General features: G+C 69.2%; 21 protein-coding genes. 12 read left to right on the top strand and 9 right to left on the bottom strand.

Annotated features, from left to right (window positions below):
- Positions 1–2 precede the first annotated feature (2 nt).
- The 4 genes from VFA06_RS13715 to VFA06_RS13700 form a co-directional block, all read right to left on the bottom strand.
- Positions 3–1,199 carry a sensor histidine kinase gene (locus tag VFA06_RS13715; RefSeq protein WP_324840924.1) on the bottom strand — a complete coding sequence of 399 codons (1,197 nt, stop codon included), beginning with the start codon at positions 1,197–1,199 and terminating at the stop codon, positions 3–5.
- Between the two features lie 54 nt (positions 1,200–1,253).
- A complete protein-coding gene (locus tag VFA06_RS13710; RefSeq protein ID WP_324840923.1) occupies positions 1,254–1,751 on the bottom strand; it encodes a hypothetical protein in 498 nt (165 codons plus the stop codon).
- Between the two features lie 190 nt (positions 1,752–1,941).
- Positions 1,942–3,726, bottom strand: a complete 1,785-nt coding sequence (locus tag VFA06_RS13705; RefSeq protein WP_324840922.1) for a phosphatidylglycerol lysyltransferase domain-containing protein — start codon at positions 3,724–3,726, stop codon at positions 1,942–1,944.
- Positions 3,727–3,868: 142 nt separating this feature from the next.
- Positions 3,869–4,645, bottom strand: coding sequence for a G1 family glutamic endopeptidase (locus VFA06_RS13700; RefSeq protein WP_324840921.1), 777 nt, complete (start codon positions 4,643–4,645; stop codon positions 3,869–3,871).
- A gap of 251 nt (positions 4,646–4,896) precedes the next feature.
- Between VFA06_RS13700 and VFA06_RS13695 the strand changes: the two genes are divergently transcribed.
- From VFA06_RS13695 to VFA06_RS13680, 4 genes are all read left to right on the top strand, one after another.
- Positions 4,897–5,823 (top strand): LLM class F420-dependent oxidoreductase, encoded by a 927-nt coding sequence (locus tag VFA06_RS13695; RefSeq protein ID WP_324840920.1) that lies wholly within the window; start codon positions 4,897–4,899, stop codon positions 5,821–5,823.
- Between the two features lie 79 nt (positions 5,824–5,902).
- Positions 5,903–6,841 (top strand): cation diffusion facilitator family transporter, encoded by a 939-nt coding sequence (locus tag VFA06_RS13690; RefSeq protein WP_324840919.1) that lies wholly within the window; start codon positions 5,903–5,905, stop codon positions 6,839–6,841.
- 289 nt (positions 6,842–7,130) lie between these two features.
- A complete protein-coding gene (locus VFA06_RS13685; protein WP_324840918.1) occupies positions 7,131–7,331 on the top strand; it encodes a hypothetical protein in 201 nt (66 codons plus the stop codon).
- Positions 7,332–7,959: 628 nt separating this feature from the next.
- Positions 7,960–8,451, top strand: a complete 492-nt coding sequence (locus VFA06_RS13680; protein ID WP_324840917.1) for a DUF3145 domain-containing protein — start codon at positions 7,960–7,962, stop codon at positions 8,449–8,451.
- 161 nt (positions 8,452–8,612) lie between these two features.
- On the opposite strand, the gene VFA06_RS13675 is transcribed toward VFA06_RS13680, so the two are convergent.
- The 5 genes from VFA06_RS13675 to VFA06_RS13655 all read right to left on the bottom strand — a co-directional run bounded on the left by VFA06_RS13675 (position 8,613) and on the right by VFA06_RS13655 (position 14,312).
- Positions 8,613–10,268, bottom strand: a complete 1,656-nt coding sequence (locus tag VFA06_RS13675; protein WP_324840916.1) for a DUF2079 domain-containing protein — start codon at positions 10,266–10,268, stop codon at positions 8,613–8,615.
- Between the two features lie 115 nt (positions 10,269–10,383).
- Positions 10,384–10,707 (bottom strand): hypothetical protein, encoded by a 324-nt coding sequence (locus tag VFA06_RS13670; RefSeq protein WP_324840915.1) that lies wholly within the window; start codon positions 10,705–10,707, stop codon positions 10,384–10,386.
- 51 nt (positions 10,708–10,758) lie between these two features.
- Positions 10,759–11,595 (bottom strand): trehalose-phosphatase, encoded by an 837-nt coding sequence (otsB, locus tag VFA06_RS13665; protein WP_324840914.1) that lies wholly within the window; start codon positions 11,593–11,595, stop codon positions 10,759–10,761.
- A gap of 111 nt (positions 11,596–11,706) precedes the next feature.
- Positions 11,707–12,975: a helix-turn-helix domain-containing protein gene (locus VFA06_RS13660; protein ID WP_324840913.1), complete on the bottom strand. Its 1,269-nt coding sequence runs from the start codon at positions 12,973–12,975 to the stop codon at positions 11,707–11,709.
- Positions 12,976–13,121: 146 nt separating this feature from the next.
- Complete coding sequence (locus VFA06_RS13655; RefSeq protein WP_349260175.1) at positions 13,122–14,312, bottom strand: geranylgeranyl reductase family protein; 1,191 nt, start codon at positions 14,310–14,312, stop codon at positions 13,122–13,124.
- An 801-nt stretch (positions 14,313–15,113) separates the two neighbouring features.
- On the opposite strand from VFA06_RS13655, the gene VFA06_RS13650 reads away from it, so the two are divergent.
- The 8 genes from VFA06_RS13650 to VFA06_RS13615 all read left to right on the top strand — a co-directional run.
- Complete coding sequence (locus VFA06_RS13650; protein ID WP_324840911.1) at positions 15,114–16,103, top strand: ABC transporter permease; 990 nt, start codon at positions 15,114–15,116, stop codon at positions 16,101–16,103.
- A gap of 68 nt (positions 16,104–16,171) precedes the next feature.
- Positions 16,172–17,971, top strand: coding sequence for an ABC transporter substrate-binding protein (locus VFA06_RS13645; protein ID WP_324840910.1), 1,800 nt, complete (start codon positions 16,172–16,174; stop codon positions 17,969–17,971).
- 127 nt (positions 17,972–18,098) lie between these two features.
- Positions 18,099–19,100, top strand: a complete 1,002-nt coding sequence (locus VFA06_RS13640) for an ABC transporter permease (protein ID WP_324840909.1) — start codon at positions 18,099–18,101, stop codon at positions 19,098–19,100.
- Positions 19,097–20,182, top strand: coding sequence for an ABC transporter ATP-binding protein (locus VFA06_RS13635; protein WP_324840908.1), 1,086 nt, complete (start codon positions 19,097–19,099; stop codon positions 20,180–20,182). Before VFA06_RS13640 ends, VFA06_RS13635 begins: the two co-directional genes overlap by 4 nt.
- Positions 20,179–21,219, top strand: a complete 1,041-nt coding sequence (locus VFA06_RS13630) for a dipeptide ABC transporter ATP-binding protein (RefSeq protein ID WP_324840907.1) — start codon at positions 20,179–20,181, stop codon at positions 21,217–21,219. The genes VFA06_RS13635 and VFA06_RS13630 overlap by 4 nt, the downstream gene beginning before the upstream one ends.
- Before the next feature lie 391 nt (positions 21,220–21,610).
- On the top strand, positions 21,611–22,588 hold the full coding sequence (locus tag VFA06_RS13625; RefSeq protein ID WP_324840906.1) for an ABC transporter permease: 978 nt from the start codon (positions 21,611–21,613) through the stop codon (positions 22,586–22,588).
- Positions 22,589–22,739: 151 nt separating this feature from the next.
- Positions 22,740–23,681 carry an ABC transporter permease gene (locus VFA06_RS13620; protein WP_349260174.1) on the top strand — a complete coding sequence of 314 codons (942 nt, stop codon included), beginning with the start codon at positions 22,740–22,742 and terminating at the stop codon, positions 23,679–23,681.
- 5 nt (positions 23,682–23,686) lie between these two features.
- Positions 23,687–24,932: ABC transporter ATP-binding protein (locus tag VFA06_RS13615; protein ID WP_414639890.1), on the top strand; the 1,246-nt coding region annotated here is incomplete at its 3' end.

Below are 24,932 nucleotides of genomic sequence, written 5' to 3'. Positions count from 1 at the left end.
GGTTAGGGCTGTGCGGGACGCGCCGGGATACGCAGGCTGACGCGCCAACCATCGCCGCACGGCCCGGCCACGAGCGTGCCGCCGGCCAGTTCGGCCCGCTCCTTCAGTCCGGCGAGGCCGTACCCGCCGCCGGAGGAGGCGAGGGTGGTAACCGGCGCGGTCGCGGCGGCGTTGGTTACGGTCAGCTCGGTCGCCGCTTCGGAGCAGTCGAGGGCGAGTTCGATCGCTGCACCCGGAGCGTGCTTGCGGGCGTTCGTCAGCGATTCCTGCGCGGTGCGGTACAGCGCGAGCGATGCGTCAGGCTGCAGGTTGGTGGGATCGCAGTCTGCGATGACGGTGACCGTGGCACCGGTATCCGACTCGTATGTATCGGCCAGTCCACGCAACAGGCTGCGCAAAGGAGGCGTGTCCTCGCGCAGCGCGGCGATTGCTCGGCGGGTTTCTGTCAGGCCCTCACGTGCGATGCGGCGCGCGGTAATCACGTAGTTGTGCGCCTTATCCGGATTCGTACCGCTGGTAAGCAGGGCGTCCGCGGCCTCTAGCTGGACTGTCAGCGCGGAGAGCGAGTGCGCGAGCACGTCGTGGATCTCGCGGGCGATTCGGCTGCGTTCGGCGAGGGCGGCCGCGTGCGCCTGCTCGGCGTTGGCGCGCCGCGTCTCAGCCAGCAACTGCTCGGACGTCGCGGCGCGCTGCGCCTGCGCGCGCCGCCCGAGGCCGAGACCGAAGAAGCCGAACATCGAGAAGACATACGCCACCCCGGTCCCGAGGTCAGACCGGGCCAGCGCGCCGGTCACCACGATCGTCGCGCCGAAGCCGAAGACCGCGGCCAGCGAGGTGCGCAACCCGAAGCGGATCGCCATGGACAGCGAGGCGGCGGCGGGGAAGCTGACCGCCCACGACGGCATGTCGAGGCCGGCGAGCACCGCCCCGGCCAACCCGAGCACCACGACCGAGGCGATCACGGCCCGCTCCCCGATCCGCCGGGGCGCCAGGTAGAGTCCCGCGGACCAGACGATCCAGGACGCGCAGCAGATGCCGAGCAGGATCGCGCCGAGCGGCCCGAGGGCGTGCGCGTGATTACGCTGAGTCGCCACACCCCAGGTCACGAACCCGAGCGCGACCAACTGGGTGGGTAACTTGCGATACTTCGACGGCACCGCCCGGTGCTCCGTCGACCATCTCGCGGGCCAGTCGATCACGTCGCACACGGTATTACCCGCAGGCTGATCAGCGAAGAGCATCGCCGGCCCCGCTCAGGCCGCCCGTGTCGCGAAATTGCCGAGCCGCGCGGTGACCGCCAGCGACTCGCCGAGCAGCGAGACCCCGAACATCAGCAGCAGGCTGGCCGAGGCCACGGCCTTCGCGACGCCGAGCGACGGTGCGCCCAGATCCATACCGAGCCGCACGGCGATCGTCGCGATCCACAGGGCCGCGGTGAGCACTGAGTACCGCTGCACGAGTTGGCCGTCCCGGGTGTAGATGCGGACGGTGAACCCGCGTAGCGCACCGAGCACCACCGAGATCAGGCCGCCGGCGATCAGGAACGCCAGGTCGGTGCCGGTCAGTTTGACCGGCGGGGTCCGGTGGCCCAGCTGCACCAGGTTGACCACGCCGATGACGGCCAGGACGATCGGAAGCCGCCAGCGGCGCCGGTCGCCATCGATCGGGCGCGGTGTGAACCTGCGGCCGACGACCAGCACGAGCACCGCGACGACGATCAGCGCCTGGACGATGGTGAATCCCGAGCTCATTTCCGCTTCCACTCCCCGCTTGGCTGTCGATGGTCCGAGTGCTGTTCAGGTACGGCTCGAACCTAGGCCGCGGGGCGCGCCGTGGGATCAACCCGCGGGTTGGGCCAGGGTGGATCCTGGTTTGACTCCAGGGGAGAGGGGCGCGCGTCGCGTGCCGGACGCGTGGCGCGTTAGACGACGCTGCCGTGCGTTACGGCAGCGGCCGTCGCTTACGTGGCGACAGCGACGGCAACTCGAGGAACCCCTCGGCATACGCGTAAGCGACGCCGATGCGCGGCAGGTCCGACGACCGGCGGTAGAGCACGAATCGTGGCTCCCAAATCGGACGATACTTTGCGTTCGCCCGATAGAGGGACTCGATCTGCCACCAGCGTGAGAAGAACAGCAGCACGGCCCGCCACAGTCGCAGCACCGGCCCGGCGCCCAGCCGCGAGCCGCGCTCGAAGACCGCGCGGAACATGGCGAAATTCAGCGACATCCGCTCCACGCCGACCTCGCCGGCTCGCAGGATCAGCTCGATCACCATGTACTCGATCACGCCGTTGTCCGAGGCCTTGTCCCGGCGCATGAGGTCCAACGACAGGCCGTTCTTCCCCCACGGCACAAAGGACAGCAGCGCGCACAGCCGGCCCTCGAAGTCGTGGCACTCGACCATGACGCAGCGTCCGTCCGCGGGATCGCCCAACCGGCCGAGCGCCATGGAGAAGCCGCGTTCGCTCGCTCCGTACCGCCACTGGTCCGCAGCCTTGATCAGCGCCGCGAACTCATCGGGCTCGATGTCCTCGTGTCGTCGAATACGTACCGTGTAGCCGCCGCGCTTGACCCGGTTATACGCCTGCCGCACGACACGCATCGCGCGGCCTTCGAGGGTGAAGTCCGCGACCTCGACCACCGCCTCGTCGCCGAGCTCAAGTGCGGTCAGGCCGTGCCGCTGGAAGATCGTCCCGCCTTCCTCGCTCGCCCCGGCCACCGCGGGCGTCCACGCGTGCTGATACGCCTCGTTGAGCCATGAGTCGATAGCACCGGGCCACGCTTCCGGATCGCCGAGAGGGTCACCGGACGCCAGCGATACGCCGCCGACGACGCGGTACGCGATCGCGGCCTTGCCCGTAGGGGAGAAGACGACCGCCTTGTCGCGGCGCAGCGCGAAGTACCCGAGCGAGTCGCGATCGCCGTGCTTGTCCAGCAGTGCGCGCAACCGCTCCTCATCCTCAGGCGAGTGCAGCCAGCGGCCGCGCGGGGAGCGGAACAGCGCGTACAGCACCAGCAGGAACAGGGCCAAGCTCATCAGGTTGATGATGATGCCGATCCAGTGCGGTACGACCAGGCCGTCCGGCGCCTCGTCGTCCCCGGCGAGCGTGGCCACCCGGGCCAGCGTGAAGCCGATCCGGTCGGCCACCGTGGACCGGCCAATCGTGCCGAAGGCGCTGACCAGCAGCACGCCGATGGACACCGCGACCGCGCCGCCGCCGAGCAGCACGGCGGCGGCGAGCTTCGGATTGTTCCGGTCGCCCTTCGCGTAGAACTCGCGGCGGCCGAACAGCAGCGCCAGCCACAGCAACGTGGTGACCACGGTGGAGAACCAGTTGAATAGGTGAGCGCGGAACTCCGGGAAGCACAGTGCGTAGATGTACAGCGCGGCGGTCGGCGTCAGCAGGATCAGGTTGAAGATCCACGCGGCGCGCTTGCGGCGGCCCAGCGTGATGGCCAGGAACGCGGTGAAGGCCGCCGAGGAGTACCCCGCGGTCATCGTGTAGGGCGTGAAGTAGTCGCCCGAGTTGTGCTGGCGGACCGTGTTGCCGAAGGACACGAAGATCGCGCCGAGCAGATTCAGCCAGGCGGCGATACGCAGATACCAGACCGCGTAAGTCATGGACGGCTTGCGTAGCCTGCCGCTCATCAGCCCTTTGCCGTCGGCTGCGGCCTGCAGGGGGCCCTTTCGGCCGGTCGAGCGCTCCGCTGTGCTCGCTGCCATCCGCCGCTCGCGTCCCTTCGATGCCCGATTCGTCCCCTCCATCCTGGCGGACGAGGGGCGTGGGACGCGAACTCCGGTTCACGCGCCGCCGCGTCCGCCCGGCCGTGGCGGGGCCGGGCGAACGCGACGGCGGAACCCGTCGTCAGTCCAGCGACTTCCAGGTGATCGAGAACGAGGTCCCTCCGGACAAGGACGAGGTGCTCGCCTGAGTGGTTCCGGACGAGTCCACGATGTCGATGCTGTCGTAGCTCGTGCTGCCCAGCGCGGAACCGTTGACCGTCGAGCCGGTGAAGTTCACCTTGCCGAAGTCGGCCAGCGGGAGCACGCCACCGCTGTAGGGCGCCTCCGCGATGATCTCGGCCGAGGCGCGGGACAGGCCGCTCTGGGTCTTGGTGGTGGTCTTGGTCCAGCCCTCGGTGCTGTTCTTGAGCACCAGCTGGTACCGGTTCGAGCCCAGGTAGGAGACCGTGGCGGTGAAGTGGTCGCCGGGGCGCACGGTGTTGCGGTAGTTGACCGGATAGGCCGGGTACATCTCGTACCAGGACGAGTAGTACGCGGTGCCGCCGGAGCAGTCCGCCTCGGTGCCGGTCTGCTCGACCGAGTTGGACGAGTAGCCGTCGAGGCCGACCCAGAAGCTGGAGTAGCCGTCGCCCGCGGAGCAGTTCACCGAGGGCTGCACCCACGACGCTGAGACGCTGGTGTACGTCGAGCCGTGCGCGGCGTAACCGGCCCAGTTGGTGCTGGTGGTGGTGGCGTTGGTGCCGTGGGTGTGCAGGAAGAGCGGCTGGCTGCCGTGCGCGTGCTGCATGGGCGCGTTCAGCAGCGGGGCCGCGACAGCGGCAGGTGCGGCGGCGGGCAGGGCGAGCGGCGTGACAGCGAGCGCCGCGGTGCCTATGGAACGGATAGCGCGGTGGAACACGGACGGATCTCCTTGGTGCAGCCCGCGATCGCGGGCGTGTGGGTACGGCCGCCGTACGCGTTCGCCCCGGTGGGTGGGGGGCGGCGGGGCGGCCGAGTGGATGATCCGGTAGCGCTACCGTGATCACGACGCTAATGATCGGAGCACAGCGGGGCAAGGCGGCCCGGGAAAATCGTTGGTAAAGGCTCTCGCATGGCGCCGGTCCGTACCCGACGCCGCCGTCGCGGTGATCGCGGTGCCAGGATGGGGCCATGCAACTGCGCATCTTCACCGAACCCCAGCAGGGCGCTTCCTACGACACGCAGCTCGCCGTCGCCAGGGCGGCCGAGGACCTGGGCTTCGACGCCTTCTTCCGCTCGGACCATTACCTGAAGATGGGCGAGGTCTCCGGGCTGCCCGGACCGACCGACGCCTGGATCACGCTGGCCGGCCTGGCCCGCGAGACCTCCCGCATCCGGCTGGGCACGCTGGTGTCCCCGGCGACCTTCCGGCTGCCGGGACCGCTGGCGATCCAGGTCGCGCAGGTGGACCAGATGTCCGGCGGCCGGGCCGAGCTCGGCCTCGGCACCGGCTGGTTCGCCGACGAGCACACCGCGTACGGCATTCCGTTCCCTGACAAGCGCTTCGACCTGCTCGAGGAGCAGCTCGCCATCGTCACCGGGCTGTGGGACACCCCGGAGGGCGAGACCTACTCCTTCCAGGGCAAGGCGTACCAGCTGGAGAACTCGCCCGCGCTGCCCAAGCCGGCGCAGCGGCCGCACCCGCCGATCATCGTGGGCGGCGGCGGCCCCAAGCGCACTCCGCGGCTGGCCGCGCAGTACGCCGACGAGTTCAACGTCGGCTTCCGGACCTTCGAGGAGACGGTCGGGGGGTTCGAGCGGGTGCGCGCCGCGGCGGGCGAGCTGGGCCGCGACCCGGGTTCGATCGTCCTGTCGATCGCCAGCACCACCGTGGTCGGCAAGGACGACGCCGAGGTGGCGCGCCGGGCCGAGGCCAGCGGAGTCTCCCTCGACTGGTTGCGGACCAACGGCTACGTCGGCTCGCCGGCCCAGGTGGTCGACACCCTGGGCCGTTTCGCGCAGGCGGGCGTGACCCGCGTCTATCTCCAGATCCAGGACATGTCCGACCTCGACCACCTGGAGCTCATCGCTGCCCAGGTAGCGCCGCAGCTCAGCTGATCCCGGCAGCGCTACCGACGTCGACAACCGTTGTCATTGTCATATCTCAATATGCTGTTTTACCGGCTATGCTGGCACCATGAGTGAGCAGGGACACGGCCACGAGCACGACCACGGCGCGGCGGTCTCGGCGGATTCCGACCGCCGCTATCTGACCGCCGCGCTCGGCCTGATCCTCGCCTTCATGGCCGCGGAGATCGCCGTCGGCCTCGCCTCCCGCTCCCTCGCCCTGGTCTCCGACGCCGGCCACATGCTCACCGACGCCGCCTCGCTCGGCCTCGCGCTGTTCGCGATGCGGCTGGCGGCGCGCCCGGCCAGCGGGCCGTGGACCTACGGGCTGCGCCGCGCCGAGATCCTCTCCGCGCAGGCGAACGGGATCACGCTGCTCGTGCTCGTGGTCGTCTTCACCTACGAGGCGGTGCGCCGGCTGATCGAGCCGCCGAACGTGGCCGGCGGACCGGTCACCGCCACCGCGCTCGTCGGCATCGCGATCAACGCCGCGGCGGCGCTGCTCATCAGCCGGGCCAACCGGACGAGCCTGAACGTCGAGGGCGCGTTCCAGCACATCCTGAGCGACGCCTGGGCGTTCCTCGCCACCGCCGTGTCCGGGATCGTGGTGCTGACCACCGGTTTCGACCGCGCCGACGCGATCGCCTCGCTCTTCGTCGCCGCCCTGATGGCGCGGGCCGGATACCGGCTGGTGCGCGACTCGTGGCGGATCTTCCTTGAAGGCGCCCCGGCCGGCCTCGACCCGACCGCGGTCGGCGGTGCGATGGCCGCGGACCCGCAGGTCTCCGAGGTGCATGACCTGCACATCTGGACCATCACCTCGGGCTTCGCGGCCCTTTCCGCCCACGTCCTCGTGGTCCCAGGACAGGACTGCCATGCGGTACGCGGCCGGCTGCAGGAGTTGCTGCGCGAGCAGTACGGGATCAAGCACACCACGCTTCAGGTGGACCATGCGCCGGAGGCCCTGCTCACGATCGAGCGCACTCCGCCGCGCGCCGAACACCGCTAGCCAACCTGCCGGATGGCCAATCGGCCTGGCAGCCATCGTGGCGCTTGAGCCCGGCCGCGACCTCGTTGTGTGCGATGGAATGCACATCCGACTAATGTCACGGCTAAGTAACGCTTGCGTGGAGGTCTTGTTCACGCGGCTGGTCTGGGAGAAAGTCGCAATGCCGGGTGGATCGGGGCTCTCGCCCGAAACCTCCCGGCGACCGGCTTTTAGACCGGTGTGTGCCGCCGCCGGCCGGTTCGCCCGCCGCGGTTGCGCAGACCAGCGGAGCAGAAAGGGCGGATAGCTGATGGATCGCCACGGACGCCCGCCAGCCTCGGACGTCGAGGCCTGGCTCGCGCAGGAGCTGTCGTTCCTCTATGCGGTGGAACGCAAGATCCTGCGCCGCGCCGCGCTGGCGAGACGCAGCCGCTGGCTGTGCGCCGCGCTGCTCGCCGCCGGCGTCTGCTGCTCCGTTTGGGCACTGGTCGGCACCATGGGCAAGAGCTGACCGAGGCCGCTGGCGTCCGCGGGCGGTGCGGAAGTGACGCGGCGACAGAGCCGATAGCCCAGCCGAACTAACCCGCGACAGCGTCTTGACCAGCGTCCGGGTGACAAGGCCCGAGGATGGGACGACCGGCTGAGCCGCTGATCGGTCCGCTCCGGTGATCCTTCGTCAGATTGTCACCCGTACGGGCTCCTGACAGGCCCCGGATGCTTCCAATAAGGTCTCGGGGCGGGACGACGGTACGTGATCGGCCAGGTGCCGGGCCACATGGCACCGGTCGAAGCGGGTCCGTCCTCCCGGGTGCGGAACTTGTTCCACGCGTTGATCGCCGTTTCGCGATAGGCTGACGGCGGCCAATGCGAGCCACAGAACTTCGCCTCATCGCGAGGTGAGGGTGGCTCGTTTGTGGGGAACATTCTGCACAGCAGTTGCGGACGCCTCGTGCATCCGCACGGACCGATCGCGAGATTGGCCCGGTTGTGTGGTTGCGTTGGCCTGATAAGTGAATATACAGACAAGTACGACTCGCGAAGGCGACACAGCGACGGATCGCTGGGTCGGCAGCTACGGGACAAGGCCGCTGGGGAAGGCGCACCTCGTCCACCGATCGCCGACCGAAGGAGACACCGCCGTGCCTACTCGTGGAGTCCTGTACATCCACTCCGCGCCCCGCGCGCTGTGCCCGCACGTCGAGTGGGCGGTCGCGGGAGTCCTGGGCGTGCGCGTGAGCCTGGACTGGGCGCGGCAGCCCGCCGCGCCGTCGACCTGGCGTGCCGAGCTGCCGTGGACCGCGGAGCCCGGCACCGCGACCAGGCTTGCCTCCGCGCTGCGCGGTTGGCAGCTGCTGCGCTTCGAGGTGACCGAGGAACCCTCGGTCGGCGCCGAGGGCGAGCGCTACTCCTCCACACCGGACCTCGGGGTGTTCCACGCCGTGACCGGAGTGCACGGCGACATCATGATCTCCGAGGACCGGCTGCGCGCCGCGATGCTGCGCGCCGGGCGCGGCGGCGATCTGGAGGCCGAGCTGCAGAACCTGCTCGGCAAGCCCTGGGACGACGAGCTCGAACCCTTCCGCTGCGCCGGTGACGGAGCACCGGTGCGCTGGCTGCACCAGGTGGTCTAGCAACGAGGCGGCCCCGCACGGTGGAGCGGGCCGCCTCCGGTGCGCCTTCGGTCAGTCGACGTCAGAGCCCGGTCAGTCCGCGCGAGGACCGACCGGGCTCTGACGCTCTTTCGGGTCCCGCGGTCGGCTCAGCCGAGTCGACCAGGTCGACCAAGCCCCGCTCAGCCGAGCGCCGCGTCGTGCAGCACCAACCAGCCGTCGCTCTGGAAGACGACCCGGTAGCCGGTCGACTCAAGCCGCTGCACCTCTGCCTGCTGCGCCGCCACGTCCTTGAACGGATAGGAGGTCCGCTTCACGTCCGCGAGCACCCATGGCGGCGCCGGATAGTTCCGGTCGCCGGGCGGACCCCACATCACGACCTTGTCCCGGCTGAGCAGCTGCGGGCCGACCTGCGTCGCCGACGCGACGTACGCGTTGTCCGGGATCTTCGACGCGGCCTGCTTCGCGGCTACCACGCTCGGATTCGAGACGTCCCAGAACGACGCCTGCGTCATGTGGTGCATCGGGTAGCGGTCGAACGTCGACCACGCGTATATGGCGACGTACATCGCGAACGCCGTCATCAGCGCGCTGCGGAAAGGCTGCCCGTGCCTCGCGACCCGAGCGCTCAGCCGGGCGGAGGTCAGCCAGCGGGAGAGCCGCAGCGCCCCGTCGACGCCCGCGCAGAAGATGATCGGCACTAGGAACGCGTTGTAGTGGTACGGCATCACCCAGTACAGCTGATTGACCGACAGGAACCGCTCCATCAACAGGGGCGCGGCCATCAGGCTCAGCGGGGAGAGCAGACACAGCCCGAGCACCGGCCACAGCAGCATCTCTAGCGTCTGCGTCTTGTAGTGCGAGTTGAACAGCGTCGCGAACGTGTTCCCCGGGTCGGCCAGCATCGCGTGCATCGCCGCCGACTGGGTCGGGCCGAACTCGGTGTAGGTGAAGTCCCGGTTCGGGCTGCCGCCGGCCGCCGGCAGCAGCACCTGCGCCACCAGCCAGACCATGCCGAGCCCGACCGGCACGAGGGCGAGGAACCAGGCCCGGTCGCGCCGCCGGACCGTGTCCAGCACCAGCCGCGGCCGCCGCAGCGCCCGCGGCAGCCAGCGCGCCCAGTCCCGCACCGTCGCGTCCTTCGTGGCGAGGTAGAGCCCGAAGATCGCCACGACGAAGCCCATGTCGTCCTTGACCCCGAGCAGCAGCAGGCTGATCAGCGCGGCCTGTCGCAGCCGCCCGGCCTGCGCCCGCTCGATCATCCACATCAGGATCGGCAGTTCCAGGAAGACCTCGTGGAACTCGAACCACAGCGCCATCTGCAGCGGCCAGGTCACCCCGTAACCGATCACGACCAGGTACGCGGACAGGTTCGCCGCCAGCGAGCCGAAGCGCCCCGAGTTGCGCACCGCGCGCCGCACGAACAGCCACAGCGGGATGATCGGCAGCGCGGTCAGCACCGCGGTCTCGATCAGCATCGTCTCGGGGCCGTCGTGGATCCAGTAGAAGGGGGACATCAGCGCGAGCAGCGGGGTGAAGTGGTCGGCCAGCTGCAGCTTTCCGGCGTCGCCCGCGCCGTGCAGCCCGACGAAGGGGGAGTGCGGCCCCATGAAGTGCGCGTAGCCCGAGATGGCCTGGTCGTACTCGCCGACGTCGGCGAGCCCGTCCTGCAGCGTCGTGTGCAGGATGAGCAGATAAGTCGAGTACAGCGCCGTGTACAGCGAGACGATCGCGCCGACGCCGAGCACGTGCGGCCAGCGGCGGGGCGGGGCCTCGAGCCCGTCGTTCGGCGCGGCCTCGCCTCCGACGGCTGCTGGGGTACTCGCGACGGCGGTCAAGGCCGGCTCACCACTCCTGTATCCGGGGGCTCGGTACTTTCGGATCGCGGTTCGATCCGCGGGCCGTTCGCCGACCGACCCTACCGTGAGACGCCGTTAGCCCGGGTCTTGGATCTCAGTACCTGCCGTGTTCGTCGTCCTCGCCCTTGAGGATCTGCCGGCCGCGTTCGGCCATGGTCTCGGCGACGGCCGGGGTCACCCCGATCCGCTCGGCCAGTTCGGGATAGGTGATGCGGTCGAAGCGGCGCGGGTCGGTCAGCTCCGCCGCGGCGATGGCCTGATACGCGCCGGCCCGGTCGGCGGCCGCGCGGAACGCCGAGTGCAGGTCGGTGGCGCGCTCAAGCAACTCCGCGGCGTCGGTTATGTCGTCCAGCCCGAAGAACCGGTTGTCCTGCGGCTCCTCGGCGGCCGGCTCATACAGCAGCGGCACGGGGCGCATGCGGGGTTGCTCCTTCACCGGGACAGTTTCTCACGGTGCCCCTGCGTCATGTCAGCCGCAATGGAACGAATCAAGCAGCGTGGGCACCGATTCCGGCCCATCCAGCAGCACATCCGCGTGCTCGGCCAGCGCCGCGCCGCGGCCTTCCGCCGTGCCGACCGCCACCCGCACCGCGTGGAATCCGGGCTGCTCGGCGGCGAGCTTGTCCAGGGCGGCGAAAGCGGGCAGGTCGCCGAGATCGTCCCCGAAATACCAGGCTCCGGCCAGGCCGGCGGCCTCGCGCAGCACGACCGCGCCCTTGTCGGTGTCCAGCGGAGGCTTGAGCTCCACGACCATCCGGCCGTGCTGAAGCCGCAGACCGTACGCCTCGGCGTGCAGGGCGGCCCAGGACTCGATGCCCGGTTCGAGCGCGGGGTCGGTGCGGAAGTGCAGCGCGCAGGACAGCCGCTTGTCCTCGATCAGCGCGCCGGGGAACGCTTCGCGGGCCTCGGCGACGACGCGCGCGATCACCGGCGCGTACGGCTCGGCTTCCGGCACCGTGGTGACGGTCGCGCCGCCGTCCGGCGAGTATTCGAGGCCGTAGAGGCCGTTCAGACGCAGGCCTGGCACACCGCCGAAGCGCCCGGCGAGGAAGGCGACCGGTCGGGCGGAGACGATGGCGGTCACGCGGGCGTTCGCGGCGAGCGCGGCGAGCGCGGCGACCCCGCCGGGGACCGGCTGCACCGACTCAGGGTCCTGCTGGATCGGCGAGAGCGTCCCGTCGAAATCGAAGAAGAACCCATATTCGCCCAGCCGGGCGGCCGTGCGGGCTACGTGCGCGCCGGCGGCGTCGGCGCTGGATGCGCTCTTCGGTGCTTCGGCCGCGTCGTGCGGCGCGTTCTCGTCCATGGTCACTCGTCCAACCTGCCCGAGTCCGATTTCTGCCGCAACCGCGTGACCGCGCAGCGGCGCGTCAGGAGGCCACGCCGCGGTCCTGCGGGAATCCTGCCGAGAGCGTGGTCAGCGCAGGTCGTGCAGCGCGAGTGCGGTAAGAAGCAGCGCGACGCCGCGCGGCGTCGCCGGATTGAGCCCGGTGAGTTCGGTCACCCTGGCCAACCGGTTGTCCACGGTGTTCGGGTGCAGTCCGAGACGGCCCGCGGTGCGCCGCCGGTCATACCCCTCCTCCAGGTACACCCGGACCGTGTGCAGCAGATCGGGCCGGTCGGCCAGCGGGTCAAGCAGGGTGCTGAGCCGGCCGGAACTCTCGTTGGGCCGGGTCAGGTGATACTCCAGCAGCACGTCTTCCAGCGTGTAGATCCCCGGCGGGCGGCCGAGCCCGCGCACCAGCCGCAGGATCTCGCCCGCGGTGCGCGCGGCGGAGGGTATCTGCTCAGGCTGCTCCGTGGCCGCCATCGCGATCCATATCCCGCTTCCCCAGGCCTCGGCGAGGCGGCGGACGAGTTCGTCAGAGATCGTCGGCGCCGTCGCGCTGGTCGCGGCGTCGCCGGTAGATCGCGGCACGAGCACGTGGCCGCCGCTTCCCTCCAACAGCGCGGGGATCGGCGCGCCGAAGTACACGTCGACGGCCTCGTGCAGCCGATGCAGCCGCCGATGCACCGCGGCCTGCTTCACCTCGGCCTGTTCTACCGGCAGCGACTCGGCGCCGGATCCCTTCTCGTCACGGCTGAGCCCCAGCGCCAGCACGATCGCACCCTTCGCGAGGCCGAACTCCTCAACCGCCGCCGGATCCTCGGGAGCCACGCCCGCGACCAGGTCGCGCACCAGCTCGCGGCGGCGGTCCCGGCGCGCCGATCCGAGCAGCTCGAGCTCCTCCTGATAAGCCTGCGCGACCTGGTCGATCGCCTCGTCCTGGGTGGCGAGCAGCAACCGGGCCAGCTCCGGCAGCGCGGCCGTCTCCTCGGGGCGCGCGGTGCGGCAGAGTTCTTCGAACACCACGCGCGCGGAAATCGTGTACGTGCGCAGCAGGATCGGCAGCGGCATGCCCTCTTCTGCCCGGTGCGCGGCGCGCCGCCGGAACACCGCCCTGGTGTTTTGCACCGCGGCCTCGGCACCCTGAACGCGCCTGAGGAAGGTCAGTACGGCCAGTCGCGCGGCTTCGGCGACGTCGACGCTGCGCAGCGTCGGATAGTCGGGCAGCTGGACGGCCCACTCCGCAGCCATGCGCTGCACGAACGCGTCGACCAGCGGCTCGCACCGGCCGGCCAGCTCGCGTGCGGGCGCGGAGGCAGGGAAGTGCGGCTCGGCGTCGGCGGTTGAACGCGATGGCATGACCGATCCACCAATCGATCCGGGTTGCTCGGCATGACGACGAGGAAGGCGACCGCTCGAACCGGCCGAGCGTCACAGACCTCGTACTCATAGTGTGCCAAGAGGCCGCCGGTATCGGCAGGGTGGCCCCCGGGACCGGGCCAGACTCAGGAGATGGCCCGCAGCGCCGCCTGCGCGGCCCGGGAGCGCAGCAGTTCGGCAAAGGTGGTGCGGCCGTGGCAGACCTCTGCGAACGCGCGCCAGGCGACCGGCAACGTGGTGACCGCCGCGTGGAAGAAGCCGGGACGTTTCTCGAACGCCGCGAGCAGCCGCTCCCCGGCCGCCATCTCGGTGCCGAGCAGCGTCTCGATCCGGTCGCGGTACTCGGCGGCAGCCTGCTCGACACCGCTCTCACCGGCCGGCTGCGGGCCGGTGGCCATCCGGGCCGCGGCCTGTCCGGCCAGCCGCCCCGAGCGCAGCGCATAGGAGATGCCTTCGCGCGTCCACGGATCCAGCAGGCCGGCCGCGTCGCCGGCCACCAGCACTCGGCCGCGCGACAGCGGCGAGTCCGCGGTGCGGCACCGCGTCAGATGCCCGGAGTCCTGGGCCGCCGGGAATTCGGCCAGGCCCAGCTGCTCGACGAAGTCGCGGTAATACGCGCGCGTCTCCTCGCCTCCGCCGCGCGCCGCGATGACGCCGACCGTCAGCGCGTCGCCCTTGGGGAAGACCCAGCCGTACGAACCACGCACCGGACCCCAGTCGATCAGCACCCGTCCGGCCCAGCGCGCCGCCACCTCCGGCGGCACCGGGATCTCCGCCTCCAGGCCCAGGTCCACCTGACGGCAGGTCACGCCGACGTGGCGCGCCACCCGGCTGGCCGAACCGTCCGCGCCGACTACCGCGCGGGCGCGCACCCGGGAGCCGTCCGCGAGCATCAGCAGTACGGTGCCGTCCGGCAGCCGCGGCTCTCTGTCTTTCGGGCCCTTTCCGGTCGCCTCGGCTTGTTCGATGCCGGTCACCACGGCGCCCTCGCGCAGTTCGGCTCCGGCCTCGACCGCGGCCTTGACCAGCGCGTGGTCGAAATCGGTCCGGTTGACCAGCGCCAGCATGCCGCCGTCCCGGTCGCGCTTGGTGCGCTCCCGGCGCCCCTGCTGGGTGAAGGTGATGGCGTCGATCCACTGCCGTACCGGCAGTTCGAAGCCCTCGGGCAGCGCCTCGCGAGACAGGCCGATCAGCCCGCCGCCGCAGGTCTTGTACCGCGGGAAGGCCGCGCGCTCAAGCAGCACCACCCGCGCCCCGGCCCGGGCCGCCTCCCGAGCGGCGCTCGCTCCCGCCGGGCCGGCGCCGACCACCGCCACGTCCCAAACCGCGTCCGGAGCACCCGCGGATTCGCCGGTCTTCGCAGGGCTCGCAACCGTCGCGGATTCCCGTACGGTTCCGGATTGCGCGGCGCCGCGGGATTCGGCGACGGCCCCTGATTCGCGCCCGGCGCCCGATTCATGAGCAGTACTCGTTTCGGGTGCCGCCGCCGAAAACGGGTTGACGCCATCCGGCCGTACTGCGGCCTCGAACGGGTGATGGGAATCCGGCGCGTCCACGGGAGAACTGATCACGGCTCACCAGCGTAACCCGCCCGGAGCTGGGCTCCTCGGGTGACCGAGCGGCTCGCGTCTGACAACGATTCGGCCACGATGTGCTCGGACGTTGGTCCACGCGGCTGAAGCTGTTGTCACGACTGCATGAACAACCACATACAGCGAGTATGGGATGATCAAGACAACAACCGCCTTGGAACTCGGAGAGGTACGGGTTCCATCACAGTTCGGACACACATTGCCGCACGGGTGTTCCGCCGGGAAGCAACGCCGAGGATTGTTCTCCCAGACGGGGCATGGTAGGAATTCCCGCGATCAGGGACGGCGCGGACCGCAGAATCCGTCGCTCCGGGTGCCCTGGCCTGCGTAATTTGGCCGTCGCCCACCCCGATTACGGGATTTGTCCCATCATGTCGCACAATCGGATCACATCCGATGAATGTGGCTTGCAGTACCACCCCGGTCCGGCAGGCTCGGGGTAAGCACGTAGGATCCGCGTACCGCTCACCACCAAAACCTGGTCCCGACGGGTTCCACCGCGAACGACGAGGACGTCATACCACGATGACTGTGCCGAACACGGCGGCCGACGAAGCCGCCGAAGTGGGTATACCGGCGACCCCGGGAAACCCGATCGAGGGCCGATCCCTAGGCCGTATCGCCTGGGACCGGCTCAAGCGCGACAAGGTCGCCATGGCCAGCGGCGCGTTCATCGTGCTGCTGATCCTGCTGGCCATCTTCGCGGATGTCATCAACCACGCGATGGGCCTCGACCCCAACCAGTTCAACGGCAACCTGGTCGACCCGGGTTCCCTGCTGCCCTACGGCTCGCGTGGCGGGATGAGCCTCGCCCACCCCTTCGGCCTCGAGCCGGTCAACGGCCGCGACCTGTTCGCCCGCATCGTCGTCGGCGTGCGGCCCAGCCTCATCGTGGCGCTGGCCGCGACCGCGCTGCAGATGGTCTTCGGCATCGTCATCGGCTCCGTGGCCGGCTACTTCGGCGGCTGGACCGACGGGATCCTCTCCCGGATCACCGACGTGTTCCTGGCCTTCCCGATCCTGATCTTCCTGATCGCCATCGGCTCGATCATCCCCAGCCAGGCCTTCGGCCTCGGCGCCTACGGCGTGCACCTGGTGGTCATGATCGCCGTCATCGGCATCTTCAGCTGGGCGTATCAGGCCCGGCTCATCCGAGGCCTGGTGCTCTCGCTGCGGGACCGCGAGTTCGTCGACGCCGCCCGCGTGCTGGGCGCGCGCCCGAGCCGGATCATCTTCCGCGAGATCCTGCCCAACCTGGCCAGCCCGATCCTGGTGTACACCTCGCTGGCGATCCCGGCGAACATCGTGCTCGAGGCCTACCTCTCCTTCTTGGGCGTCGGCACCCCGCCGCCGAACGCCTCCTGGGGGCAGATGCTTTCCACGGCCGTGGACTTCTACCAGGTCGACCCGACCTTCATGCTCGTCCCCGGCCTGGCCGTGTTCCTCACCGTGCTCGCCTTCAACCTCTTCGGAGACGGCCTGCGCGACGCCCTAGACCCCCGGGCCGGCCGCTAGAAGCGCCCGCTCCGGTTTTTCAACAGAACACCCCTCCGTTGCGCAGTCCTGAAAGGGGCATTCACGGAATGCAGCGTACAACCAAGATCGCCGCGGCGGCCGCGGCGGCCGCGCTGGTCGCGTCGGTCGCTACCGCGTGCAGTAGCAGCAAGGGCGGCAGCAGCGGCGGTTCCGCCAACCCTGCCGACACGATCAAGTTCAATTACGGTGTCACCGGCGTGGTCAACCCGTCCACGCACAAGGGCGGTACGCTCGTTCTCGGCGGCTCCCAGGACCTTGACTCGGTGGACCCGGTCAACCAGTACTACGCGTACTCCTGGAACTTCTCCCGGTACTACGCGCGCACGCTGATGACCTACAAGATCGGCGCGCCCGGCTCGCAGTCGACGCAGCTGGTGCCCGGCCTGGCCGCGGCCGCTCCGACCGCCTCGCCGGACGGCCTGACCTGGACCGTGAAGATCCGCTCGGGCCTGAAGTTCTCCAACGGAGAGCCGATCACCTCCAAGGAAGTCAAGTACGCCATCGAGCGCTCCTACGCGATCGACTCGGTCAACCCGGCCGGCCCGGAGTACTTCTCCTCGCTGCTGACCGACGGCACCTACCCGGGTCCGTACAAGGACAAGGCGGCCGACCACCTGGGTCTGACGGGCGTCGACACCCCGGACGACACCACGCTGATCTTCCACCTGACCGGCAAGTACGGCGAGTTCCCGTACGTGCTGACCCTGCCGCAGACCGCTCCGGTCCCGATCGACGTGGACCAGAACGCGGCGACCGGCGGCCTGAACTACAACACGCACGTGGTCTCCAGCGGCCCGTACCAGATCGCCTCGTACGTCGCGGGCAAGGACATCGAGCTGACCCGCAACCCGAACTGGTCCGCGGCCAGCGACCCGGTCGACCCGGCCCTGCCGGACAAGATCACGGTCAAGACCGACTGGGACCCGACCCAGCTCGACCAGGCGATTCTGGCCGGCAGCGTTGACGCGGAGTACGACGGCGGTGGTCTGCAGACCGCTGACGTCGCCACCGTGCTGAGCAACCCGGCGAAGAAGAAGTACACGGACAACCCGCCGGCCAACGCCACCCGGTACGTCAGCATCGACCAGGACGTCGCGCCGTTCAACAACATCCACTGCCGCAAGGCCGTGGCCTACGCGCTGAACAAGGTCGACCTGGTCAACGCGCGTGGCGGCGAGATCGCCGGCGCCAAGATCGCCAACACGATGCTGCCTCCGGGCGTGCAGGGCCACACGGACGCCAACCCGTACCCGACGGGCCCGGACTCCAAGGGCGATGTGACCATGGCCAAGCAGGAGCTGCAGGCCTGCGGCCAGCCCAACGGCTTCTCCACCGGCATCATCACCGTGAACAAGGGCAAGGGCCCGGGCTTCGCCACCGCGCTGCAGAACGCGCTGGCTCGCGTGGGCATCACCACCCAGATCACCCAGGTCGAGGGCTCGAAGTACTACAGCCAGAACCTGCAGCGTCCGCAGGTCATGAAGAGCAAGGGCTACGGGCTGGCCGCGGCCGGCTGGGGTCCGGACTGGCCCTCCCCGTTCGCGTTCTTCTCGCAGATCGCCGACGGCCGCCTGCTCTCGGCGACCAACAGCGGCTCGAACTACGGCCGTCTGAACGACACGGTGGTCAACGGTCTGCTGGACCAGATGAAGGCCAACACCGACCCGTCGCAGAACGCGACGCTGGGCGCCAAGATCGACGCGCAGGTCATGTCCGACGCCGTGTACATCCCCTACGGCTTCGACACCCTGCTGCTGGCTCGTGGCAAGAACGTGACGAACTACTACATCACGAACGCCTACAACGGTGAGGTCGACCTGGCTGCGCTGGGCGTCGCCGGATCCTGAGCCCGGCCACGGCCGGAAGGTAAACCCTCCTTTCGCGAGCAGAACTGGAAGCAGGTGAAGGCGTAGGGCGGCGTGGGGGTGGATCCCCGACCGGGATCCACCCCCACGCCGGAACCGGCCGATATCAGTGTTCGCTTACATCGTCAGACGACTGTTCCAGGCCGCGCTGGTCATCATCGTCGTAAGTATCATTACCTTTATCATCTCGTATGTGATGCCGCAGTGGTTCGGCGAGAACCTCGCCGCGACCTACGCCGGCAAGAGCCAGACCCCGGCCACCATCGCCGCCATCGGCGAGAAGCTCGGCTTCAACAAGCCGCTGGTCGTGCAGTACTGGGACTACTTCTCCGGCATCTTCGCCGGACGCACCTTCGGCAACGGCTCGGTGGCGCTCAGCTGCCCGGCCCCGTGCTTCGGCTATTCGTACATCACCAACCAGCTGGTGTGGCCGAAGCTGATCGCCGACTTCCCGGTCACCCTGTCCCTCGCCATCGGCGCCGCGGTGCTGTGGCTGTTCTTCGGCGTGCTCGGCGGCGTCATCGCGGCGCTGAACAAGGGCCGCCTGGCCGACCGCTCGATCATCGTGGTGGCCCTGGCCGGCATCTCGATGCCGGTGAACTTCACCGCGCTCGTGGTCGCGCTGCTGGTGCAGTACCAGTTCCACTTCATCAACCAGATCCAGTACGTGCCGTTCACCCAGGACCCCTGGAACTGGGCGCTGAACATCTTCTGGCCGTGCGCGGTGCTGGCGTTCATCTCGGCCGCCGCCTACACCCGGATCACCAGGTCCACCATGCTCGACACGCTCAACGAGGACTATGTGCGCACCGCGCGGTCCAAGGGCCTGCCCGAGCGGATCGTGGTCGGCAAGCACGCCATGCGCGCCATCTACACGCCGATCATCACCATGTTCGGCCTCGACTTCGGCTACCTGCTCGGTGGCGCGGTGGTCACCGAGGAGATCTTCGGGTTCCACGGCATCGGCTTCGACGCGGTGGACGCGATCGGGCGCCAGGACATCCCGGTGGTCATGGGCGTCACGCTCATGGCGAGCTTCTTCATCGTCGCCGCCAACCTGATTGTGGACCTGCTCTACGGAGTGCTCGACCCGCGAGTGAGGCTGGGATGACCACGGACCAGGACTTTCCGATCTCCGAATCCACCCTGGAGGGACCGGCCGCGTTCCTGGACGTGCGGGACCTGCGGGTGCACTTCCAGACCGACGACGGCCTGGTCAAGTCGGTGGACGGGATCAACTTCAAGCTCGAGCGCGGGCAGACCCTCGGCATCGTGGGCGAGTCCGGCTCCGGCAAGTCGGTCACCTCGCTCTCGCTGATGGGCCTGCACAAGCGCGCCAACAAGCGCGGCCGCGGCGGGGCCATCATGTCCGGCGAGATCTGGCTCGACGGCCAGGAGCTCGTGCACGCCGACCAGGCGGAGCTGCGGGAGCTGCGCGGCGAGAAGGTGGCGATGGTCTTCCAGGACCCGCTCTCCTCGCTGCACCCGTACTACAAGGTCGGCGACCAGATCGCCGAGGCCTACCGGGTGCACCACAAGGTCTCCAAGGCGCAGGCCCGCAAGCGGGCGATCGAGATGCTGGACCGGGTCGGCATTCCGCAGCCGAGCTCGCGGGTGGACGACTACCCGCACCAGTTCTCCGGCGGTATGCGCCAGCGCGCGATGATCGCGATGGCGCTGGTGTGCGACCCCAAGCTGCTGATCGCGGACGAGCCGACCACGGCGCTGGACGTGACGGTGCAGGCGCAGATCCTCGACCTGATGCGCGATCTGCAGCAGGAGTTCAACAGCGCGCTGATCATCATCACGCACGACCTGGGCGTGGTGGCCGAGCTCGCCGACGACATCATGGTCATGTACGCGGGCAAGGCGGTGGAGTACGGCTCGGCCAAGACGGTGTTCACCGAGCCGGAGCACCCGTACACCTGGGGCCTGCTCGGCTCGATGCCGCGCCTCGACCGCCCCGTGCTGGAGCGGCTGCTGCCGATCCCCGGCACCCCGCCGTCGCTGATCAACGTGCCGTCCGGCTGCCCGTTCCACCCCCGCTGCGCGTTCGCCGCCCGCAACCACGGCCGCAGCGAGTCCGAGGTGCCGCAACTGCGCCCGGTCGACTCGCGCCACCTGGTGGCCTGTCACATGCCGTCCGCCGATCGCAAGCAGATCTTCAACGAGGAAATCCGGCCGCATCTATGAGCACTATCACTGACTCGACGCCTGAAGACCTGTTGTCAGTCTCCGGACTCGAGAAGCACTTCCCGATCCGGCGCGGCCTGCTGCGGCGCACCGTCGGCGCGGTCAAGGCGGTCGACGGGATCGACCTGACCGTGCGCACCGGCGAGACGCTCGGCCTGGTGGGCGAGTCGGGCTGCGGCAAGTCCACCACCGGCCGGCTGCTGACCCGGCTGCTGGAGCCCACCGGCGGCAAGGTCGTGTTCGAGGGCCGGGACATCACGCACCTCAAGCCCGGCGAGCTGCGGCCGCTGCGCCGCGACATCCAGATGGTGTTCCAGGACCCGCAGTCCTCGCTCAACCCCCGCCAGACGGTCGGCTCGATCATCGGCGCCCCGTTCCAGATCCAGGGCGTCAAGACCGAGCACGGCGTCAAGCGCGCGGTGCAGGACCTGCTCTCGCTGGTCGGCCTCTCCCCGGAGCACTACAACCGGTACCCGCACGAGTTCTCCGGCGGCCAGCGCCAGCGCATCGGCATCGCCAGGGCGATCGCGCTGCGGCCGAAGCTGATCGTGGCGGACGAGCCGGTCTCCGCGCTGGACGTGTCGATCCAGGCGCAGGTGGTGAACCTGTTCGAGGACCTGCAGGCGGAACTCGGCCTCGCGTACGTGTTCATCGCGCACGACCTGTCCGTGGTGCGGCACATCTCGGACCGGGTCGCGGTCATGTATCTGGGCAAGGTGGTGGAGGTCGCGGAGCGCGACGACCTGTACGGCCGCCCGCTGCATCCGTACACGAACGCGCTGCTGTCCGCCGTGCCGATCCCGGACCCGGAGCGCAAGGAGGCCACCGGCCGCGAGCGGATCCTGCTGACCGGGGACGTGCCCTCGCCGATCAACCCGCCCTCCGGCTGCCGGTTCCGCACCCGCTGCTGGAAGGCCCAGGAGATCTGCGCGACCGTCGAGCCGCCGCTGGAGGTCAAGTCCGGGGGCGCGGCCACGCAGCTGGCGGCCTGTCACTTCCCGGTGATGGCGGACGAGCGGGTCGGTTCGTATACCTGAGGCGACGTCATATCCTGGGCGGCGTGCGCTCGGCCGGCCCAGCGCGCGTCACACCCGGGGGTGAATTCGCGTTTTCTGTCCGGCCCGAGGGTTTTCCCTATATCTCAAGGTCCCTATTGACGCGTTCTGCCCGAACGCGTAACGGGCCGGAAATTCCGTTTCTTTTGCTGCGCCTTAACGTAATTAGTTCTTGATCTGAAGGCTCTGGACAGCACCGGGCAGCCGCCGTCAGGCTGTGTCAGCAGACGGCGACGCCCGGTTGACCCACATCCCGCGATGCCCAGTGCCGGCCCACAAGGTCGCGCCGTCGAATGATCCGAGAACAACTCGGTACCAGAACGGAGCGAGCGCGCCTCCCGCCGGTGCCGGTTGCAGGGCTAGGGAGTGGCGCGTGGGCGCATATCTGCTGCGCAGATTGCTCAATTATGTGATTTTGACCTTCGTGGGTGCGTCGATCGCGTACCTTCTGGCCGCGCTCGCGCTCAATCCGAAGTCGAACTACGAGGGCAAGCACCCCACGCCGCCACCCGCGGTGATCACCCGGATGCTGGACGAGAAGAATCTCAATCCGGACACCGACGTTTTCGTCCGCTACGGGCATTGGCTCGACGATCTCGCGCACGGCAACTTCGGCACCGAGGTGCAGGGCGGCTCGGTCGGCCAGGACCTGGCCCGCCGCGTCGGCGTGTCCACCCGGCTGCTGCTGTTCGCGACGATCATCGGGGCGATCGGCGGCGTGCTGGTCGGCGCGTGGAACGCGGTCCGCCAGTATCGCGCCAGCGATCACCTCTCGGCGCTGGCCTCCTTCCTGATCATCTCCACTCCGGTCTTCACCCTCGCCATCCTGCTCAAGGCCCTGGCGATCTGGTTCAACAACGCGAGTGGGACGAGCTTCTTCCAGTACGACAACGAGTACGACCTGACCACCACCGCGTTCTGGCCGCAGATGCTCAGCCGTGCCCAGCATCTGGTACTGCCGACGATCACGCTGGTGCTGGGCGAGATCGCCATTCTCAGCAGGTACCAGCGTTCCACCATGCTGGACGTCTTGGGAAGCGATTTTCTGCGCACCGCCCGGGCCAAGGGGCTGACCCGCCGGCGGGCCATTTACAAGCACGGCCTGCGCACCGCGATCATCCCGGTCATGACCCTGCTGGTGTACAACACGGTCCTGCTTTTCACCGGCGCTACCTTCACCGAGACCATCTTCGACTGGAACGGCATGGGGAAGTGGGCGGTGACCTCGATTCAGGGCAACGACACCAACGCCGTGGCCGCGGTCTCCCTGTTCGTCGCCGGATTGGTCCTGATCGCCGGATTGATCTCCGAGATCGCCTACGCCGCGCTCGACCCCAGGGTGCGTGCCTGATGTCGCGGTCTGCGTTCCTCCCGGGGCAGTGCGCGTTCCCGCTGAACGAATCAGTGCCCGCAATGCGTGAAACAACTATGACGACCCGCGGAGAGGAGCCCCGGCAGTGAGCGCCCTCGACGCCGCCAAGGAGCTCGACGAGACCGCTTTGATGCCGGTCGCCGGCGGTCGCGGCCGCGGTTGGCTGATCGCCCGCCGCTTCGTGCGCAACCGGCTGGCTCTGTTCGGGCTGATCGTCATCGTCCTGCTCTTCCTGGCCGCCTACCTCGGGCCGTATCTGACGCACTGGCAGCTGACCGACATCGACTTCGACAACTTCCAGACCGGCCCGTCCGCGACCCACTGGTTCGGCACCACGCAGACCGGCCAGGACATGTTCGTACTGACCATGCGCGGCGCGCAGAAGTCGCTGGTCATCGGCCTGATCGGCGGGCCGCTCACCACCGCGATCGCGGCGCTGATCGGCTCGGTGGCCGGGTACCTCGGCGGCTGGGTGGACCGGGTGCTGGTCTGGTTCATCGACGTGATGCTGGTGATGCCCTCGTTCCTGCTGCTGGCGATCCTCTCGCCGACCTTCAAGGGCAAGACCTGGCTGCTGTTCGTGGTGCTGCTGGCCGCCTTCGCCTGGATGATCACCGCGCGCATCGTGCGCTCGCTCACCCTGAGCCTGAAGAACCGCGAGTTCGTGCTGGCCGCCAAGTACATGGGCGTCTCGACTCCGCGGATCATCCTGCGGCACATCCTGCCGAACATGGCCTCGCTGCTGATCATCGACGCCACCATCAGCGTCGCCGGCACGATCCTCGGCGAGTCCGGCCTGTCCTACTTCGGCTTCGGCATCCAGCCGCCGGACGTCTCGCTCGGCACGCTGATCGGCACCGGCCAGGGCGATGTGAACACCTATCCGTGGCTGTTCATCTTCCCCGCCGGAATTCTCGTGCTGACCATCCTCGCGGTGAACTTCATCGGCGACGGGCTGCGCGACGCGCTGGACCCGAACGCCTCGGGCGCCAAGTCCAAGGCCAAGCGCAAGGAGCAGACCGACGACGAGGCGCTGCCCGGCGAGACGACGGTAGTGGAGATCGCACAGTGACCCAGGTGTATCAGGACTCCACCGGACCGGCCGCGGCCGGCGACGCGGTGCTGGACGTGCGCGATCTGTCCGTCCTCTTCCCCTCCGAGACCGGCACGGTCGAGGCGGTGCGCGGGGTCAGCTACCGGCTGCGCCGCGGCGAGGTGCTCGGCATCGTCGGCGAGTCCGGCTCCGGCAAGTCGGTCTCCGCGATGGCGGTGCTCGGCCTGCTGCCGGAGAGCGCGAAGGTCGACGGCTCGATCCGGCTGGACGGGCGCGAACTGCTCGGCCTTGACGACGACGCGATGTCCAAGATCCGCGGCCGGCAGATGGCGATGGTCTTCCAGGACCCGCTCTCCGCGCTGACCCCGGTCTACTCGATCGGCACCCAGATCGTCGAGGCGCTGCAGATCCACACCGAGATCTCGAAGGAAGCGGCCAGGGCCCGCGCGATCGAGCTGCTCGACATGGTCGGCATCCCGGACCCGAAGCGCCGGGTGGACGCCTTCCCGCACGAATTCTCCGGCGGCATGCGCCAGCGCGCGATGATCGCGATGGCCATCGCCAACGACCCCGAGGTGATCATCGCCGACGAGCCGACCACCGCGCTCGACGTGACCATCCAGGCGCAGATCCTCGACGTGCTGAAGGTGGCCAAGGAGGCCACCGGCGCCGCGATCGTGATGATCACGCACGACCTGGGCGTCGTCGCGGGGTTCGCCGACCGGGTGATGGTGATGTACGCGGGCAAGCCGGTGGAGACCGGCACCGTGGACGAGCTCTACTACAGCCCGCGGATGCCCTACACGATCGGTCTGCTCGGCTCGATCCCGCGCGTCGACGAGGGCGTCAAGCACGCTCTGGTGCCGATCGAGGGCAACCCGCCCTCGCTGGTCAATCTGCCGCCGGGCTGCCCGTTCCGGCCACGCTGCCCGGTCGCGGTGTCGGCCTGCGCGACCGTGGAGCCGGAACTGGTGCCGGCCGCCGGGGACAACCACCCCTCGGCCTGCCACCGGCGCAGCGAGCTGGCCGCCGGGACGCTCACCCGCGCCGAGGTCTTCCCGGTGCCGCAGCTGCCCGAGCCCTCCTCGGCCCGGGTGCCGCGCGGCCAGCGGCCGGCCGTGCTCGAACTCGACGGCGTGCACCGGCACTTCCCGCTGACCGTCGGCACCGTGTTCAAGCGGCGCGTCGGCACCGTGCGCGCGGTCGACGGCATCTCCTTCGACATCCGCTCCGGCGAGACCCTCGGCCTGGTCGGCGAGTCCGGCTGCG

Source organism: Actinocrinis sp., from assembly GCF_035653575.1.
Lineage (GTDB): Bacteria > Actinomycetota > Actinomycetes > Streptomycetales > Catenulisporaceae > Actinocrinis.
This window is presented reverse-complemented; position numbering and strand designations above follow the sequence as displayed.